The 18,117-nt window shown below is 72.5% G+C and carries 13 protein-coding genes; 7 read left to right on the top strand and 6 right to left on the bottom strand.

Annotation, left to right across the window (positions count from 1 at the left end):
• Window positions 1-3 precede the first annotated feature (3 nt).
• From AC3IX6_RS34495 to AC3IX6_RS34485, 3 genes are all read left to right on the top strand, one after another.
• A complete protein-coding gene (locus AC3IX6_RS34495) occupies window positions 4-1,044 on the top strand; it encodes an ABC transporter substrate-binding protein (protein WP_489367199.1) in 1,041 nt (346 codons plus the stop codon).
• On the top strand, window positions 1,044-2,138 hold the full coding sequence (locus AC3IX6_RS34490) for an LLM class flavin-dependent oxidoreductase (protein ID WP_489367198.1): 1,095 nt from the start codon (window positions 1,044-1,046) through the stop codon (window positions 2,136-2,138). Before AC3IX6_RS34495 ends, AC3IX6_RS34490 begins: the two co-directional genes overlap by 1 nt.
• Window positions 2,139-2,221: 83 nt before the next feature.
• On the top strand, window positions 2,222-3,280 hold the full coding sequence (locus AC3IX6_RS34485) for an NAD(P)-binding domain-containing protein (protein WP_489371649.1): 1,059 nt from the start codon (window positions 2,222-2,224) through the stop codon (window positions 3,278-3,280).
• Window positions 3,281-3,299: 19 nt separating this feature from the next.
• On the opposite strand, the gene mltG is transcribed toward AC3IX6_RS34485, so the two are convergent.
• Window positions 3,300-4,139, bottom strand: a complete 840-nt coding sequence (mltG, locus tag AC3IX6_RS34480) for an endolytic transglycosylase MltG (RefSeq protein ID WP_489367197.1) — start codon at window positions 4,137-4,139, stop codon at window positions 3,300-3,302.
• 63 nt (window positions 4,140-4,202) lie between these two features.
• Window positions 4,203-6,152: an ABC transporter ATP-binding protein gene (locus tag AC3IX6_RS34475; protein ID WP_489367196.1), complete on the bottom strand. Its 1,950-nt coding sequence runs from the start codon at window positions 6,150-6,152 to the stop codon at window positions 4,203-4,205.
• A gap of 107 nt (window positions 6,153-6,259) precedes the next feature.
• On the opposite strand from AC3IX6_RS34475, the gene AC3IX6_RS34470 reads away from it, so the two are divergent.
• Together AC3IX6_RS34470 and AC3IX6_RS34465 are read left to right on the top strand one after the other, a co-directional pair.
• A complete protein-coding gene (locus tag AC3IX6_RS34470; protein ID WP_489367195.1) occupies window positions 6,260-6,757 on the top strand; it encodes a MarR family winged helix-turn-helix transcriptional regulator in 498 nt (165 codons plus the stop codon).
• A gap of 84 nt (window positions 6,758-6,841) precedes the next feature.
• Window positions 6,842-9,778 carry an FAD-binding and (Fe-S)-binding domain-containing protein gene (locus AC3IX6_RS34465; RefSeq protein WP_489367194.1) on the top strand — a complete coding sequence of 979 codons (2,937 nt, stop codon included), beginning with the start codon at window positions 6,842-6,844 and terminating at the stop codon, window positions 9,776-9,778.
• Between the two features lie 55 nt (window positions 9,779-9,833).
• On the opposite strand, the gene AC3IX6_RS34460 is transcribed toward AC3IX6_RS34465, so the two are convergent.
• The gene (locus tag AC3IX6_RS34460; protein WP_489367193.1) at window positions 9,834-11,141 is read right to left on the bottom strand and encodes a sulfite oxidase; all 1,308 of its coding nucleotides are present in this window, start codon (window positions 11,139-11,141) and stop codon (window positions 9,834-9,836) included.
• 116 nt (window positions 11,142-11,257) lie between these two features.
• Window positions 11,258-12,505 carry a tryptophan 2,3-dioxygenase family protein gene (locus AC3IX6_RS34455; protein WP_489367192.1) on the bottom strand — a complete coding sequence of 416 codons (1,248 nt, stop codon included), beginning with the start codon at window positions 12,503-12,505 and terminating at the stop codon, window positions 11,258-11,260.
• Between the two features lie 237 nt (window positions 12,506-12,742).
• Between AC3IX6_RS34455 and AC3IX6_RS34450 the strand changes: the two genes are divergently transcribed.
• A complete protein-coding gene (locus tag AC3IX6_RS34450) occupies window positions 12,743-14,623 on the top strand; it encodes an ABC transporter ATP-binding protein (protein WP_489367191.1) in 1,881 nt (626 codons plus the stop codon).
• Entirely contained in the window at window positions 14,620-16,401 is a 1,782-nt protein-coding gene (locus AC3IX6_RS34445; RefSeq protein WP_489367190.1) for an ABC transporter ATP-binding protein, read from the top strand. The genes AC3IX6_RS34450 and AC3IX6_RS34445 overlap by 4 nt, the downstream gene beginning before the upstream one ends.
• A 31-nt stretch (window positions 16,402-16,432) precedes the next feature.
• Here AC3IX6_RS34445 and AC3IX6_RS34440 read toward each other — a convergent pair whose 3' ends face one another.
• Window positions 16,433-17,218: a hypothetical protein gene (locus tag AC3IX6_RS34440; protein WP_489367189.1), complete on the bottom strand. Its 786-nt coding sequence runs from the start codon at window positions 17,216-17,218 to the stop codon at window positions 16,433-16,435.
• Between the two features lie 18 nt (window positions 17,219-17,236).
• Window positions 17,237-18,028, bottom strand: a complete 792-nt coding sequence (locus tag AC3IX6_RS34435; RefSeq protein WP_489367188.1) for a metal-dependent hydrolase — start codon at window positions 18,026-18,028, stop codon at window positions 17,237-17,239.
• Window positions 18,029-18,117 lie beyond the last annotated feature (89 nt).

The following is an 18,117-nucleotide window of genomic DNA, read 5'->3' as shown; positions in this document are numbered from 1 at the left end:
GACATGAGACGTCACACCCTGCCCCTGCTCGCCGCGCTGCTTCCGCTGTCGGTGGTCCTGACCGCCTGCGGCGGCAGTTCGGCCGCCGACACCGGCGCCGGCGCGAAGGACGGCGCGAAGAGCGGCGCCAAGGTCACCCTCAACGTGGGTGACCAGAAGGGCGGTTACGAGTCGCTGCTGCGGGCCGCCGGCGAGCTGGACAAGCTCGACTACGAGATCAAGTGGTCCACCTTCACCTCCGGTCCGCCGCTGCTGGAGGCCGTCAACGCCAAGGCCGTCGACATCGGCGGCGTCGGCAACACCCCGCCCGTCTTCGCCGCGGCGGCCAAGTCGAAGATCGCGGTGGTGGCGGCCACGCACGGCTCCTCCAGCGGCGAGGCGATCCTCGTCCCCAAGGACTCCACCCTCCAGTCCCCCGCCGAGCTGCGCGGCAAGAAGATCGCGGTGGCGCAGGGCAGTTCGGCTCACTTCCAGCTCATCGCGAGCCTCCAGCAGGCCGGTCTGACCCCGGCCGACGTGCAGATCACCCTGCTCCAGCCGGCCGACGCGCTGGCCGCCTTCAACAGCGGCAAGGTCGACGCCTGGGCGGTCTGGGACCCGTACACCTCCCAGGTGCTGCGCTCCGGCGCCCGCATCCTGACCAGCGGCGAGGGGATCGTCAACGGGCTCGGCTTCCAGGTGGCGGCGCCCGGCGCGCTGGCCGACGAGGCCAAGAGCAAGGCCATCGGGGACTACCTGGAGCGCCTCCAGCGTGCCCAGGACTGGGTGTTCAAGCACCCGGAGGAGTGGGCCAAGGTCTGGTCGAAGGAGACCGGACTGCCGTACGAGGTGGCCTTCGACGCGGTGAAGCGGAGCAACGGCACCCGGGTGCCGGTGGCCGTGGACGATGCGGCCGTGGCCTCCGAGCAGAAGATCGCCGACACCTTCGCCGAGCTGAAGCTGATCCCCGGCAAGGTCGTCTTCAAGGACTTCGTGGACACCCGCTTCAACCGGGACCTGCCGCCCTCCACCACCCCCGCGCGCGCGTACGGGAAGGACTCCTGATGACGGTACGACTGCACTGGTTCCTGCCGACGGGCGGCGACGGCCGCACCCTGGTCGACCGGCACGCCTACGCCAACAACCACGCCGCCGCCGGGGTGCGCGAGCCCGACATCGAGTACCTCGCCCAGATCGCGAAGGCGGCCGAACGCCTCGGCTTCGAGGCGGTGCTGACCCCGACCGGCACCTGGTGCGAGGACGCCTGGCTGACGACGGTGGCGCTCGCGCAGCACACCGAGCGACTGAAGTTCCTGGTGGCCTTCCGGCCGGGGGTGATCTCGCCGACGCTGGCCGCGCAGATGGCGGCGACGTACCAGCGGATCACGCGCGGCCGGCTGCTGCTGAACGTGGTGACGGGCGGCGACTCGGCGGAGCAGCGGCGGTTCGGCGACCACCTCGGCCACGATCTGCGCTACGCCCGCACGGCCGAGTTCCTCTCGGTCGTCCGCGGCGTCTGGGGCGGTCGGCCCTTCGACTTCCACGGCGAGCACTACCGGATCGACGGCGGACTGACGGCGCTGCCGCCCGACCCGCTGCCGGAGATCTTCTTCGGCGGGTCCTCGGCGGCGGCGGGTCCGGTGGCCGCCGAGCACGCGGACGTGTACCTGACGTGGGGCGAGCGGCCACAGGAAGTGAAGGAGAAGATCGACTGGATCCGCTCGCTGGCCGAGGAGCGGGGCCGGACGGTGAAGTTCGGCATCCGGCTGCACACCATCTCCCGGGATTCGGCGAAGGAGGCCTGGGCGGCGGCGGACCGGCTGCTCGGCGACCTGGACGACGCGTCCATCGCCACGGCGCAGGCGGCGCTGGGCGCGAGCGAGTCGGTCGGCCAGCAGCGGATGCTGGCCCTGCACGGCGGCTCGCGGGCCAAGCTGGAGATCTCCCCGAACCTGTGGGCCGGGGTGGGCCTGGTGCGCGGGGGTGCCGGTACGGCCCTGGTCGGGAGCCACGGGGACGTGGCGGACCGGATCGAGGAGTACCACGCGCTCGGGATCGAGAACTTCGTCCTGTCGGGCTATCCGCACCTGGAGGAGGCGTACTGGTTCGGCGAGGGAGTGACCCCGGAGCTCGCGGCGCGCGGCCTGCTCGCACGCTGAGGCCGGGACCGGCGGGGTCCGGGAAGATCTCGGCGCCGCCCCCAGTTGGTAGAACCGTGAACGATTTCGCGGTGCAGGACGCGGTGCAGGACGTGGACGTGGTCGTCGTGGGCGCGGGACAGGCGGGTCTGTCCGGCGCCTACCACCTGGCGCGGGCGGGCATCGGCCACGTGGTCCTGGACCACGCGCCGCGCCCGGGCGGCGCCTGGCAGTTCCGCTGGCCCTCGCTCACCTACGGCAAGGTCCACGGCATGCACGCCCTGCCGGGGATGGAACTCACCGGCGCCGATCCGAGGCGGCCGTCCTCCGAGGTGATAGCGGAGTACTTCGCCGCCTACGAGGACCGCTTCGGCCTGCACGTACGCCGGCCCGTGGACGTGACCGCCGTACGCGACGGGGCGGACGGCCGGCTGCTGGTGGAATCCCGGTCCGGGACCTGGTCGGCGCGGGCGCTGATCAACGCCACCGGCACCTGGGACCGGCCGTTCTGGCCGCGCTACCCGGGGCAGGAGCTCTTCCGGGGCCGTCAGCTGCACACGGCGAACTACCCGGGCCCGTCGGAGTTCACCGGAGCCCGGGTCATCGTCGTGGGCGGCGGCACCTCGGCGGTGCAGCACCTGCTGGAGATCGCCGAGGTGGCGGCGAAGACCACCTGGGCCACCCGGCGGCCCCCGGTGTTCCGCGACGGGAGCTTCAGCGAGGAGCAGGGCCGTGCGGCGGTGGCCCTGGTGGAGGAACGGGTACGGCAGGGGCTGCCGCCCCGGAGCGTGGTCAGCGTCACCGGGCTGCCCCTGAACGAGGCCGTCCGGGGCGGACTGGAGTCGGGCGTCCTGGACCGCCGGCCGATGTTCGACCACCTCACGAGGACGGGGGCCGCCTGGTCGGACGGCAGCCTGGTGGAGGCGGACGTGATCCTGTGGGCCACCGGCTTCCGCCCCGCCCTCGACCACCTGGCTCCGCTGCGCCTGCGCGAGCCGGGCGGCGGCATCCGGCTCGACGGCACCCGCGCGGTCCGCGACGAGCGGATCCACCTGGTCGGCTACGGCCCGTCGGCCTCGACCATCGGCGCCAACCGCGCGGGCGGCGCCGCGGTACGCGAGATCCACCGCCTGCTCACCCGTACCGGGGCCGGCGCGCACTGACCCTCGCCCGCCCGGCCGCTCAGGCCGCGCGCGAGGTCGCCCGGATCCGGTTGAACTCGGCCACGTGCCGTTTGTGCTCCTCGTACGTCGCCGAGAAGCGGGTGTCTCCCTGTTTCACGGTGACGAAGAAGAGCCAGTCTCCGGGGGTCGGGGCCACCGCGGCCGCCATGGCCTGCAGACCGGGACTGTCGATGGGGGTGGGCGGCAGGCCCTGGCGTTCGTACGTGTTGAAGGGGCTGTCGATCTTCGTCTCGCTCAGCTTGGTGTCCACCGTGGAACGGTTCAGCGCGTAGTTGATGGTGGAGTCCATCTGGAGCGGCATCGATCTCGCCAGCCGGTTGTGCACCACGCGGGCGACCTTGCCCATGTCCCCGCGGGTCTCGGCCTCCGCCTCGATGATGCTCGCGAGGGTGGCCGTCTGGTACGGGGTCATCCCGTGGGCCTTGCCGCCGTCCGCGACGGCCCGGGTGGCGAGGCTCTTGTTGGCCGTCTCGACCATGTACGTGAGCAGCGAGGCCGGGGTGGACTGCGAGGTCACCGGATAGGTGGCCGGGAAGAGGTACCCCTCGGGGTTGCCCTTCGCCTCGGCGGGCAGGGGCAGGGCGGTCGTGGCGACCGCGGCCTTGGTGGAGCCGGCCGGGAGTTTCAGTTCGCGGTCGATGGCGGCGTAGACCTGTGGGGCCCGCCAGCCTTCGGGGATCAGCAGTTGGCGCGGCTTCTCGGGCGCTTGCTCCCCGGGAAGCAGGGGGATCAGGAGGGCTGCCCCGAGCCCGAGGACGGTGCCGAGGAAGAGCGCCAGCCTGCCCCGGCGGGTGAGCCGGGAACGGCGCGGTGACGGCGGCCGGTTCTCATGACGCATGCGGGCACGCTAACCCGCGAACCGCCTGATTCCCGGCATCCGACCCGTGTGCCGGTCATACGATCACACGTTCACCGGGGTCGGCTGGGTGCCGCGCAGGGTGTCCGGCTTGAACGTCCCGGGCTTGAGCAGATCCGCCTTGCGCATCTCGGAACCGACCGCCCCGAGGAGCCCGCCGGACGCCGGCGTCTCCGGCTTGAGCGCGCTCTCCTGGTCGCGGCGGACGAGGGCGGCGTACCGGCCGTCGGCCTTCAGCAGTTCCTCGTGGGTGCCGCGCTCCGCTATCCGGCCTCCGTCGAGCACCACGATCTGGTCGGCGTCGCGGACGGTGGAGAGGCGGTGGGCGATGGTGATGGTCGTGCGGCCCTGCGAGAGGTTGTCGATGGCGCGCTGCACGGCGTGCTCGGTGCGGGTGTCCAGGGCGCTGGTGGCCTCGTCGAGGATCAGCACCGGCGGGTCGCGCAGGATGGTGCGCGCGATGGCCAGGCGCTGCTTCTCGCCGCCGGAGAACCGGTAGCCCCGCTCGCCGACCAGGGTGTCGTACCCGTCGGGCAGGGACTCGATGTGGTCGTGGATCTGGGCCGCGCGGGCCGCTTCCGCTATCTCCTCGTCGGTGGCGTCCGGCTTGGCGAAGCGCAGGTTGTCGGCGACGGAGGCGTGGAAGAGGTAGGTCTCCTGGGAGACCACTCCGATGGAGCGGGCCAGGGAGTCGAAGTCGAGGTCGCGCACGTCCACCCCGTCGAGGGCGACCCGGCCGCCGGTGACGTCGTAGAGCCGGGGCACGAGGTAGCTCAGGGTGCTCTTGCCGGATCCGGTCGGGCCGACCACCGCGAGGGAACCGCCGGCCGGGACCGTGATGTCGATGCCCGTCAGCGTCGGGCCGCTCTTGGCGTCGTAGGCGAAGTGGACGTCCTCCAGGCGGACCTCGCCCTTGGCGCGGTCGAGGCGGACGGGCTTCTCCCGCTCGGTGATGTCCACCGGCAGGTCGAGGTACTCGAAGATGCGGGCGAAGAGCGCCAGGGAGGTCTGGATCTGCACGCCGGTCGACAGGAGGCTCACGGCGGGCCGGAACAGGCCCTGCTGGAGGGTGACGAAGGCGACGAGGGTGCCGACCGACAGCGAGGGGGCACCGGTCTGCAGGGCTATGCCGGCCGCCCAGTAGATGAGCGCGGGCATGGCGGCCATGACGATGCCGATGGTGGACATCCGCCAGCGCCCGGCCATGCTGGAGCGCACTTCGAGGTCGACGAGCTTCTCGGACTCCTCCGCGAAGGAGGTGGTGAGCGAATCGGCGCGGCCCATCGTGCGGCCGAGCAGGATGCCGCTGACCGACAGGGACTCGGTGACCGTCGCGGCCATCGCGGCCATCTGCTTCTGGCGCTGCGCGGTGATCTTCTTGCGCTCGCCGCCGACGCGGCGGCTGATCCACACGAAGACGGGCAGCAGGGCGAGCGAGACGAGCGTGAGCCGCCAGTCGAGCGCGAGCATCGCGACGACGGAGGCGATGACGGCCGTCGCGTTCGAGACGAGGGAGGTCGCCGTGGAGGTGACCGTGGCCTGCATGCCGCCGATGTCATTGGCGATGCGGGACTGCACCTCGCCGGTGCGCGTACGGGTGAAGAAGGCCAGCGGCATCCGCTGGAGCTGTGCGTAGACGGCGGTGCGCAGATCGTGCATGACGCGCTGGCCGACGGTGGTGGATATCAGGGTCTGGAGCACGCCGAAGATGCTGGTGACGACCGCGGTCGCGATCATGCCGAGGGCGAGCAGGCTGAGCAGCCCGGTCCGGCCCTGCGGGATCGCGACGTCGAGGACCTCCTTCAGCAGGAAGGGGGTGGCGACTCCGACCAGCGAGGAGGCGGCGACGAGCACGCCGACGACGGCGAGGCGGCCCCGGTAGGGCCGGAAGAGACCGACGATGCGGCGCAGCTCGCGCGGCCGCTCGTCCGGCGCGGGGCCGCTGGGGTCGAGGGATTCTTTCGAGGGTTCCCACTCGGGTTCTTTGGGGCGCATGGGCCTCCTTCATGACAGGTGACGAGACTCGAATGAGCATAGCTCATTGTTACCTATACTCACAATGAATCTGGTCCTGATATCGTTCCCATTATGAGGACCGCAGCATGAGCACCGCTTCCGAGACCGACAGCAGCCAGGGCTCCGGCGCCGCCGACAGCGCCGACACGACCGACGGCGTGCTCGCCGAGCAGCTGCTCCGCCTGACCCGGCGGCTCCACCGCATCCAGAAGCGCCATCTGGAGCCGCTCGGCATCACCCCGGCCCAGTCCCGGCTGCTGCGCACCGTCGCCCACCTCTCCGCGGCGCGGCCGCCCCGGATGGCGGACCTCGCCGCCCGCCTGGAGGTGGTGCCCCGTGCCGTGACCACGCTGGTCGACGGCCTGGAGAGCGCCGACTGCGTCCGCCGCGTGCCCGACCCGGCGAACCGCCGTGTCATAAGGATCGAGCTCACCGACACCGGCCGCGCCACGCTGCGCCGCCTGCGCAACGCGCGAACCGGAGCCGCGGAGGAGATCCTGGCTCCATTGACCGCCGATCAGCGCGAGGTGCTCGGCGGCCTGCTGAACGCTCTGGCGGACGCTCCGGCGGAGCACGGCTGCTGACGGGCGACGGTCCGGCCGGGACCGGGCCGGGGCTGCGCCGAACGAGTGAGAACAACCGACACGGCGCGAGTTGAGGGGCTGCAGATGCCACTGCTGGAACCGAAGCCGGGGGCCCTGCGCCCGCGCACCCTCAGCGGCCCCGCCCCCGACCGGGTGCCCGACCGCGCCTCGACGGGCACCCCGGAGCCGCTGCGGAGCGAGCTGACCGAGCTGCTGGGCGCCGACAAGGTGCTCTCGGGCGTCTCCGACCTGGTCCGCTACGCCTCCGACGCTTCCCCGTACCGGTTCCTGCCGCAGGTCGTCGTGATCGCCGAGGACATCGACGACGTCTCCGCCGTCCTGTCCTACGCCCACGGCAAGCAGCGCGAGGTGGTCTTCCGGGCCGCCGGGACCTCGCTCAACGGTCAGGCCCAGGGCGAGGACATCCTGGTCGACGTCCGCCGCCACTGGGCCGGGGTCGAGGTGCTCGAAGCGGGCCTGCGGGCCCGGATCCAGCCCGGCACCACGGTCGTGCGCGCCAACGCCGCGCTCGCCCGGCACGGCCGGGTCCTCGGCCCGGACCCGGCCAGCGCCATCGCCTGCACCCTCGGCGGAGTCGTCGCGAACAACGCCTCGGGCATGACCGCGGGCACCACGAGGAACTCGTACCGCACCCTGTCCTCCCTCACCTTCGTCCTGCCGAGCGGCACCGTCGTGGACACCGCCGATCCACTCGCAGACGAGGAGCTGGAGCACGCCGAGCCCGCCCTGTGCCACGGCCTGATGGAGATCAAGAAGGAGATCGAGGCCGATCCGGAGCTCGTCGCCCGCATCCGGGCCAAGTACAAGATCAAGAACACCACCGGCTACCGCCTCGACGCCTACCTCGACGGCGCCACCCCGGTGCAGATCCTGCGCGGGCTGATGGTCGGCTCCGAGGGCACGCTCGGCTTCATCTCCGAGGTCGTCTTCGACACGCTGCCGCTGGACCGCGAGCTCACCAGCGCCCTGCTCTTCTTCCCCTCGCTGCCCGCCGCGGCCGCCGCCGTACCGCTCTTCAACGAGGCGGGGGCGCTGGCCGTCGAGCTGATGGACGGCAACACCCTGCGCGCCTCCGTGAGCGTCGCGGGCGTCCCCGCCGACTGGGCCGCCCTGCCCAAGGACACGACCGCACTGCTGGTGGAGTTCCGGGCCCCCGACGAGGCCGGCCGCGCGGAGTACGAGCGGCGGGCCGCCGAGGTGCTGGCCGGGCTGGACCTGGTGACCCCGGTGGCCTCGGTGACCAATGCCTTCACCCGCGACGCCAAGACCATTTCCGGCTACTGGAAGGCCCGCAAGGCCTTCGTCACCGCCGTCGGCGGCGCCCGCGCCTCCGGCACCACCCTGATCACCGAGGACTTCGCGGTCCCCCCGTCCCGGCTGGCCGAGGCCTGCGAGGCCCTCCTCGAACTCCAGGCGGAGCACGGCTTCGACGCCGCCGTCGCCGGCCACGCCGCCCACGGGAACCTGCACTTCCTGCTCGCCTTCGACGCCGCCCGGCCCGCGGACGTGGAGCGGTACGCCGCGTTCATGGAGGCCTTCTGCCGGCTCACCGTGGAGCGCTTCGACGGCTCTCTGAAGGCCGAGCACTCCACCGGCCGCAACATGGCCCCCTTCCTGGAACTGGAGTGGGGGTCCCGGGCCACCGAGATGATGTGGCGCACCAAGCGGGTCATCGACCCGGACCTGGTGCTCGCCCCGCGGATCCTCCTGGACCGCGATCCCCAGGCGCATCTGCGCGGCCTCAAGACGATCCCGCAGGTGGAGGCCGTCGCCGACCCCTGCATCGAGTGCGGGTTCTGCGAACCGACCTGCCCCAGCGAGGACCTGACGACCACCCCGCGCCAGCGGATCGTGCTGCGCCGGGAAATGATGCGCCAGAAGCCCGGCTCCCCCGTCCTCGACGGTCTGCTCGACGCGTACGGGTACGACGCCGTGGACACCTGCGCCGGCGACTCCACCTGCAAACTCGCCTGCCCGGTCGGCATCGACACCGGCGCCCTGATGAAGGACTTCCGCCATCGCCGGCACAGCCCGCGCGAGGAGCGCGCGGCCGAGCTCGCCGCCCTGCGGTTCGGCGCCGTCGAAGTGGCCGCGCGGCTGGCCGTGGCCGCCGCCGACAAGATCACCGACGCCGTCGGGGACCGGATCCTGCGGGCCGTGACGGGGGCCGCGCGCAAGGCCGTACGGCCCGACCTGGTCCCGGAGTGGCTGCCGCAGGTCCCCGGCGCCGCGGCCGGCAAACTGCCCGCCACCCGGCGTGTGGGCGCCGCCGCGGTCTACTACCCGGCCTGCGTCAACCGGATCTTCGGCGGCCCCGACGCCGCGTCCGGGCCCTCCCTGCCCGAGGCCGTGGTGGCGGTGTCGGAGCGGGCGGGCAGGCCGGTGTGGATCCCCGGGGACGTCCGGGGCACCTGCTGCGCGACGATCTGGCACTCCAAGGGGTACGACGCCGGCAATCGCGTGATGGCCAACCGGATCGTGGAGGCCGCCTGGGGCTGGACGGCCGGCGGGCGGCTGCCGCTCGTGGTCGACGCGTCCTCCTGCACCCTCGGCATCGCGCACGAGGTGGTCCCGTACCTGACGGACGACAACCGCGCGCTCCATGCCGACCTGCGGATCGTCGACTCCATCGTCTGGGCGGCCGAGGAGCTCCTGCCGCACCTGGAGGTCCGGCGCACGGTGGGCTCGGCGGTGCTCCACCCCACCTGTTCGATGCGGCACCTGGACGACGAGGCACAGCTGCGGAAGGTGGCCGAGGCCTGCGCCGACGAGGTGGTGGTCCCGTACGACGCGGGGTGCTGCGCCTTCGCGGGCGACCGCGGCATGCTGCACCCGGAGCTGACGGAGTCGGCGACGGCGCGCGAGGCCGCCGAGGTGACGGCGCGGGAATTCGACGCGCACCTGTCGGCGAACCGGATGTGCGAGGTGGGCATGGACCGGGCCACGGGCCGCAGCTACTACTCGGCGCTGCTGGAACTGGAGCGCGCCACCCGCCCCTAGGGGCGGGTGGCGGAGCCCGCTCGGCCGCTCCGGTCAGACCACTGTCAGACCACTGTCAGACCACGGTCACCTGGTGGCGTACCACCGCGTCGAACAGGTAGCCCTGCGTGTTGTGGGCCGTGGTCTCCGGCTGGGTCCGGCCGGTGGCGTCGCTGGCCCGCGCCAGCAGCGCGGCCGGACCGGTGGTCCGCGGGGTCCACGGCAGTGACCAGCGCACCCAGCTGCCCCGGCGCGGGGCGTCGTGCAGCCGGGCCCGCTGCCAGCGGACCCCGCCGTCGGTACTGACCTCCACCCGGTGCACGGGCGCCGCGCCCGACCACGAGCGCCCGGTCAGCAGCCGCGGCCGGTGGGCGGTCACGGTCGCGCCGTGCTCCAGCTCGAAGGCGCTCTTGAGGGTCTGGCGGGTCAGCGGGGCACTGCCCTGCGGCGGCTGGTCGGGCCCGAACAGCCGGTACAGGTCGGTGTTCCACGGCGTGTAGAGCGGCTGCCCGCTCACCTCGATGTCCCCGACCCACTTGATCGAGGAGATGCCGATCCAGTCCGGTACGACCACGCGGACCGGACCGCCGTGGTCGGGCGGCAGCGGCTCGCCGTTCATCTCGTACGCGAGGACCACATCGTCCAGGGCCTTGGAGACGGGCAGTGGGCGCCGCACCCGGCCCAGGTTCACCCCGTTCGTGATGACCTCGTCGTCCAGCCCGCGGGGCAGCACGTCCACGGCCCCGCGGGCCAGGCCCGCCCGCCTCAGGACGTCGGACAGCCGGGCGCCGCGCCAGCGTGCCACGCCGATCGCGCCGAGGGTCCACGCGGTCCCGCTCACTTGCCGGCCCTGCTGGGTGGTGTAGAAGCTGCGGCCGTTGCCCGCGCACTCGATGAACAGGGTCCGCTCGACCGCCGGCAGCGCGCGCAGCCGCTCGTAGGAGAATTCGACCGGCCCGCCGGTCAGGGCGTCGCCCCAGACCTTCAGCCGCCAGTCGTGCGCGTCGAGGCGCGGGGTGACGGTGTGGTTGCGTACGAAGAACCGGTCGAGGGGCGTCAGGTGGCCGGTGCCGCGCAGGGCGGCGAAGTTCGTCTCCGCGTTGGTGCCCCGGAGGGTGAACAGCTCCGGCGGCAGCGGCTTCACGGTCCCGGGCGCCGCGGCAGCGGCCGTCGTGGCGCCGGCTGCCCCGCTCCCGGCCGCGCCCGGTGCGGAGGCTTCGGCGGTGCCGGCCGCACCCAGACCGAGAGAGCCTGCCGCGGCCCCCGCAGCGAACAGCTTGAGCAGGTCGCGGCGGTCCACCCCGGAGGAGCGGGCGCGGCCACGCGCCCACTGCCGCAGGCGGGCACGGTCGTACTGGCTCTCGTCCGACAGGTCGAGGGGCATGGCGGGACACTCCTTGGTCGTGATTCCCGACGGACCGTAGAAGCCCGGCCCCACCTGCGGGAACCTCCTCGCCCCGATGGCCACGAACCTGCAACACCGCCGCAATGACGGACGGTTCACGCATCAGGGGACGATGTCCGGTGGCCCATGTCCAGTTGCCAGAACAGTCGGTTGCCCAGGCATTGCGTCAGGTAGGGAACGCCGTCGGTGTAGCCCGAACCACGGTCGTCGCCGAGCATGCGGGCGGCGAGCCCGCGATGGGCCGACTTCCACCGCTGGTGCCCGCTCTCCAGACGGCTGATCGCCGTGTCGAGGCGGCTCCACCGCGCGCGGTCGAAACGCCCCTCGTTCCGGAGGTCGAGATAGGCCCGGGTGACGGTGTCGTGGCCGGGATCCTCCACCTCGGCCCGTACGGCGGGCACGCTCGTGAATGCGGACGACTGCAGGCGCGGTACGGGCGGGACACCGCACAGGCTCTCGAACCGTTTGTACTGGTCGGACTGAATGGCGCTGGCACCCTGGGTGTACTGCCGGAAGGCGGAGAACTGCTCCGCCCTCATCGTGGCCACGACGCGGAAGAGCGTCGCGGCCCGCTCGAACATCACGATCGCGCGGTCCAGCAGCTCCACGGCCGCTTCCGGATTCCCCGCGCGCAGCGCCCCGATCACCTTCTTCATGGCTGCCGCTATTGCGGTGAAATTCATTTCGTGGGTCTGGAGGACACGGATGAAGAAGTATTCGTCATGAACGACGTAGACGGGCTGGACGGTGAGGTCGAACCAGCGGGCGCCGTCCGTCGCCGGCGGCCGGGGCAGGCGATCGACCAGGTCTTCGAGGCGGGACCGGGGCGTGTGCGCCAGCCGCGACGGAAGGCCTTCGTCCTCCGGCTGACCGAGCCCCGTCGTCACGAGTCGCAGGGCATGCCTCAACCGCGTACTCAGCGTCGCCGCATCCGGCCGGTTCCGGCCGGGGACCTCGGGTGCCCCGGCCGCCGCCTCGATCTCGAAACGGACCACGTCGGCCATCAGCAGGGTGGACATCCGGTCCGCGTTCAGCGCGGATTGCCGGTCGTCCAGGAGGAGCTCCAGGACCGGCAGCGCGAGGTAGGTGCGGTTCTGGAAACGCCCCTCGTGCTTGTCGAGGGCGCAGTCGAGAAAGGCGCTGAGGAACGGGCGGTTCGTCCCGTGCCGTCGCCTGATGTCATCCCATCGCGCCAGCGCTCGACCGGAAAGGAAATGCTTCCCTGTCCGCCGCACGTGTTCCGTTATGGACCGGGCGAGGAAAATGCCGTCGGATTCCTCCGGCATTCGGTCAGCGGACGCCCAGCGCTCGATCTCGCGCAGGGTATCGGGGTTCGTCGCCATGCGTCTCTCCCAAGCCGTCGTGCGGAGTGAAATTTCCTTCCACTAGGCATGATCGAAAGACCGCATGTCATGTCTCGGGAATTCGTGCCTTGACAGCGGACACCGGACCCGCTTCGGCGCGTCCGGTGAGCAGACCCTGCTGCGAAGCACTGTGGCCACCGGAAAATCGATTGCCCCGGACCGGTCCGGAACGCGAACCTTGCACGGTTTGAAACACTCGACCAGTCATGGGGCGTCATGCAGATCAGCGATCTTCCGTATCCGGACCCAGGGGTACCCGACGCTCGCTCCGGCCCCCGCTTCCTCTGGTGGCTGGGGCGGGGCCAACTCGGCGGACAGGCCAAAAGCCTGTGCTGGGGGCTCCTGCACTTCGGCGGCATCGCGGGGCTGCCGTACACCGTGGGCCTGGGCATCGACGCCGTCGTGGACGGCGACGGTGGCCGGCTGCTGTGGGTCGGCGGCCTGATCGCGCTGCTCGGCGTCGCGATCTCGGTCGGCGACGCGATGCTGCACCGTACGGCCGTCACCAACTGGATCACCGCCGCCGCGCGGGTCCAGCAGCTGCTCGCCCGCAAGACCGCCGAGCTCGGATCCGCCCTGACCCGGCGGGTCGCGGCGGGCGAGGTGGTGGCCGTGTCCACGGGCGACGTGGAGAAGATCGGCTGGTTCGTCGAGGCGGTCTCCCGGTTCCTCGCCGCCGCCCTGACCCTGGTCATCGGCTGTGTCGTCCTGCTGTTCTACGCGCCCACCATCGGCGTGGTCGTGGCCCTCGGCATGCCGGTGCTCGCCCTGGCCGTCCTGCCGCTGCTGCCGCGCGCCACCCGGCGCGCCGACGTCCAGCGGGAGAAGGCGGGCAAGGCCACCGAACTGGCTTCGGACACCGTGGCGGGGCTGCGGGTGCTGCGCGGCATCGGCGGCGAGGAACTGTTCCTCGGCCGCTACCGGGAGGCCTCGCAGCAGGTCCGCGAGGCAGCGGTGCACAGTGCCCGGATGTGGGCGCTGATCTCCGCGATCCAGGTGCTGCTGCCGGGCGCGCTGCTGGTCACCGTGGTCTGGTACGGGTCCGCGCTCGTCCTGGACGGGCGGCTGGACGTCGGCGAACTCGTCGCCGCCTTCAGCGCGGTGGCGACCATGCTCTACCCGCTGCGGCACTTCGAGGAGATCGCCATGGCGTACTCCTTCTCCCGTCCCTCCGCCAAACGGGCCGCCCGGGTGCTGTCGCTGACCCGGACCGGCGCCCCGGCGGAGGCCGGTGCGGAGACGGAGGCCGGTGCGGAGGCGGAGGCGGCCGCGGAGCCCGTCGTCGCCACCGGGGCCGCGCGGGCCCCGGCCCCCGGCGGCGACCTGTACGACCCGGAGACCGGACTACTGGTCCCGGCGGGCCGGTTCACCGCCGTGGTGTGCGGGGACCCCGACCTGGCGGGCCGGCTCGCCGAGCGCCTGGGCGGGCACCCGATGGACGCGGCGGCCGGGCCCTCGGTCCTCCTGGGCGGGGTCGCGCTGGACGAGCTCGCGCTCGGCACCGCGCGCACGCTGGTCCTCGTACAGGACAAGGATCCGGTCCTGCTGTCCGGGACGCTGCGCGAGCTGTTCGACGTACCGGCGTCCGGAGCCGTGGCACCGCCGGAGGCGCTCGCCGCGGCCCAGTGCACGGACGTGCTGGACGCCCTGCTGCAGTCCGCCCCGGACGGGGTGGACGACCCGATGGACGCCCGGATCACCGAGCGCGGACGCTCGCTCTCCGGCGGGCAGCGCCAGCGGCTGGCGCTGGCGCGGTCCCTGGTGACCGACCCCGAGGTGCTGGTGCTGGACGAGCCGACCTCCGCGGTCGACTCGCACACCGAGGCCCGGATCGCGGACGGGATCTCGGCCCTGCGCTCCGGTCGCACGACGGTGGTACTGGCTTCCTCGCCGCTGCTGCTGGACCGCGCCGACCGGGTCGTCCTGATCCACGAGGGCAAGGCGGCGGCGAGCGGCACCCACCGCGAGCTGCTGCACGGCGACCCCCGCTACCGGGCGGTCGTCACCCGCGAGACCGAGGAAGAACAGCGGACCGGGGAAGAACAGCGGCTCCCGCGGCTGGAATCCGTACTGACAGAGATCGAGGAATCCGCATGATCGGCGTGGCGCCGCCGGACTACGATCCGGCCGCCCCGGAAACGGCCGCGACCCTGCCCGTGGGCAGCTCCGCGACGGTACGGGGCTACGTGCGCGGCCTGTTCCGCCGCCACCGGCGGGCCTTCCTGGTCCTGGTGGCGGTCAACACGGTCGCGGTGATCGCCTCCATGGTCGGCCCGTACCTGCTGGGCCAGGTCGTGGACCAGCTCTCGGAAGGGGCGCGCGAACTCCATCTGGGCCGGGTGGGCCTGCTGTTCGCCCTGGCGCTCGGCGTCCAGACCCTGTTCGTGCGGCTGGTCCGGCTGCGCGGGGCGATGCTCGGCGAGGAGATGCTGGCCGATCTGCGCGAGGACTTCCTCGTGCGGTCGGTGGGCCTGCCGCCGGGCGTACTGGAGCGTGCGGGAACCGGTGACCTGCTGTCGCGGATCACCACGGACATCGACCGGCTGGCCAACGCGATGCGCGAGGCCGTCCCGCAGCTGGCCATCGGCGTGGTGTGGGCGGGCCTGCTCTACGGGGCGCTCGCGGTGACCGCGCCGCCGCTGGCACTCGCCGCGCTGGTGGCGCTGCCGGTGCTGGTGATCGGCTGCCGTTGGTACTTCAAGCGGGCCCCCCGGGCCTACCGGTCCGAGGCCGCCGGGTACGCGGCGGTCGCGGCGGTGCTCACCGAGACGGTGGACGCGGGCCGCACCATCGAGGCGCACCGCCTCGGCGGGCGCCGGATCGAGCTGTCGGAGCGGCGGATCAAGGAGTGGACGGCGTGGGAGCGGTACACGCTGTTCCTGCGGACGGTCCTCTTCCCGGTCGTCAACGTCACCTATGTGACGATCCTCGGCTCGGTGCTGATGATCGGCGGGTACTGCGTGATCCAGGGCTGGATGTCGGTGGGGCAGCTGACCACGGGCGCCCTGCTGGCGCAGATGATGGTCGACCCGATCGGTCTGATCCTGCGCTGGTACGACGAGCTGCAGATCGCGCAGGTCTCGCTGGCCCGGCTGGTGGGCGTGCGGGAGATCGAGCCCGACGCGGGCGACGCGGCCGTCTCCCCGGATGGCAGGGACGTCCGGGCGGACCGGGTGCACTTCGGGTACCGCGAGGGCGTCGACGTACTGCACCAGGTGTCGATGTCGGTGCCGCCGGGCACCCGGATGGCCCTCGTCGGGCCCTCGGGCGCCGGCAAGTCCACGCTGGGCCGGCTCCTGGCGGGCATCTACGCGCCACGGACCGGCGAGATCACCCTCGGTGGGGCGCGGCTGTCGCAGATGCCGGCGGAGCGGGTGCGCGAGCACGTGGCCCTGGTCAACCAGGAGCACCACGTGTTCGTGGGCTCCCTGCGGGACAACCTGCGCCTCGCGCGCACGGAGGCCGGTGACGCCGAGCTGTGGGCGGCGCTCGGCGCCGTCGACGCGGAGGACTGGGCGCGGGCGCTGGACGCCGGTCTGGACACCGAGGTCGGCTCGGGCGCGGCGGCCCTGACCCCGGCGCAGGCGCAGCAGATCGCGCTGGCCCGGCTGGTGCTGGCCGATCCGCACACGCTGGTGCTGGACGAGGCCACCTCGCTGCTGGACCCGCGCGCGGCACGGCACTTGGAGCGCTCGCTGGCCCGGGTGCTGGACGGTCGCACGGTGATCGCGATCGCGCACCGGCTGCACACCGCGCACGACGCGGACGTGATCGCGGTGGTCGAGGGCGGCCGGATCACCGAGCTCGGCCCGCACGACGCCCTGGTCGAGGCCGACGGCGCGTACGCCGCCCTGTGGCGCTCCTGGCACGGCTGACCACCGCCGCGCCGCCTGCCCCCGGACTTCCCTACGTGGTCCAGGGCAGGCGGACGGCCTCGATCTCGGGGTCGGCGAGGAGCGCGTCGACGAGTGTGCGGGGGCCGCAGACCTTGGTGGCCCAGAGGTCGTAGTCGGTGTACACGATCCAGGAGCGGTCCTCGGCCCACAGGTTGGAGGGGCTGAAGTCCGCCTCCGGGTTGTCGTAGAGGGCGTGCGCGTCCCCGAGCCGGCCCGCACGGACGTGCAGCGCGTCGAAGTCGACGGCGGCCAGCATCAACGGGTTGTAGTACGCCAGGCAGCGGGTGTGCGCGCCGTCGGGGGCATGGGCGGTGAGCAGGTCGATCAGCCGGTCCCACGTGGGGCGGTCGAGGCTGCCTTCCGTGGGCGGCCGGATACCGAGGGGCCAGCTGCCATCCCGTTTCGCGGACGGGAAGCAGTGCAGGGACGGGTAGCTCCCTTCCGGGACCAGGGGGTCCCCGCAGCGGGCGGACAGCTCGGCCCAGCGCAGGCGGCGGTACCGCGGCCCCGGGTGTTCCGCGCGCCCCAGTCCGCCACCCGTGGTGATCCCTATTTCCAGGTCGATGTCGCCGAAACGGCTGGGTTCGACGGCGCCCGCGGCGATGGCCGCCTGCCGCGCCTCGTGGTGGGAGATGCCCGGGACCCGGCCGGTGTGTTCGTACATCGCGTTCAGCACCCAGGCCGCGTCCGGCCCGCGGGGCGGGGCGAACCCGAGGGTCCCGTCCCCGCAGAGCTCCGTCAGCCAGTCGGTCTCGGAGGAAGGCGCCAGGGGCCAGAGCGCATGGATTTCAGGCATCCCTCCAGGCTACGGGCCTCAGAAGAAGCCGAGGGCCGAGGCTCCGCCCACTCCGCCGAGGAGCATGAAGACGGGCATGAGGACCTTGAGCTCGACCCAGCTGCCGGCGCGGAAGCGCATCATCTTCGGCGGGCCGATCGGGTACCAGCGCTTGCCCGCGATGGGCAGGGGCCACAGGATCGGGCAGCCGGAGACCGTCAGGGCGTCGCCGATGTCGTGGACCAGTGCGCCGAGCACGATCGGGATGCCGAGCCACAGGTATTCCTGGCCGGGGGCGGTGAAGAGCCAGTCGGAGCCGTTGCCGGGCTGGTCGAGCACGCCCGCCAGTATCCAGGCGCTGGTCGCGCCGAGCAGCCAGACCAGGACGTCGCTGGACATGCGGGCGGCCCGCCACAGCAGGCCTTCGACGGCGAGGACCAGGTGGATGAAGAGGAGGGCGAGGACGCCCCACCGGTCCGCGGTGACGGCGATCGCGGAGGATCCGGCGCCGATCAGGACGGCCCAGACCCAGGTGTGGGTCAGGGTGCGGTGGCCGCCGGTGCGGCGGGCGTCGCGGGGGGCCCGGGTGGCCTTGTAGACCCCGTAGGAGATCTTGTCGACCACCTCGCACAGGCCCCGGGAGAGCGGACCGAAGGCGCGGGAGATCGTCGCCGACTTGTGGTCCAGGTCGGGGGCGAGGGCGGCTCCGGCGCAGATGAGCGCGCCGACGACGAGGACGGGCCAGGGCATCGGGTGCCCGGAGGCCGCCGCCGCGGCGCCCACCCCCAGCCAGGCCGCTGCCCCGGACAGTGAGTGCGCCGGACCCATCATGGTCGTTCCCCGCCCCGGTGGTGTGCTGGTCGGGCCCTGTTGACGGTGTCGTTCGGGCCGCATCGACGGCACAGCGTACCGCCGATGAT

It is taken from the genome of Streptomyces sp. GL_141, assembly GCF_057834385.1.
The sequence above is the reverse complement of the archived record's forward strand: the minus strand, read 5'-3'. Positions and strand labels throughout refer to the sequence as shown.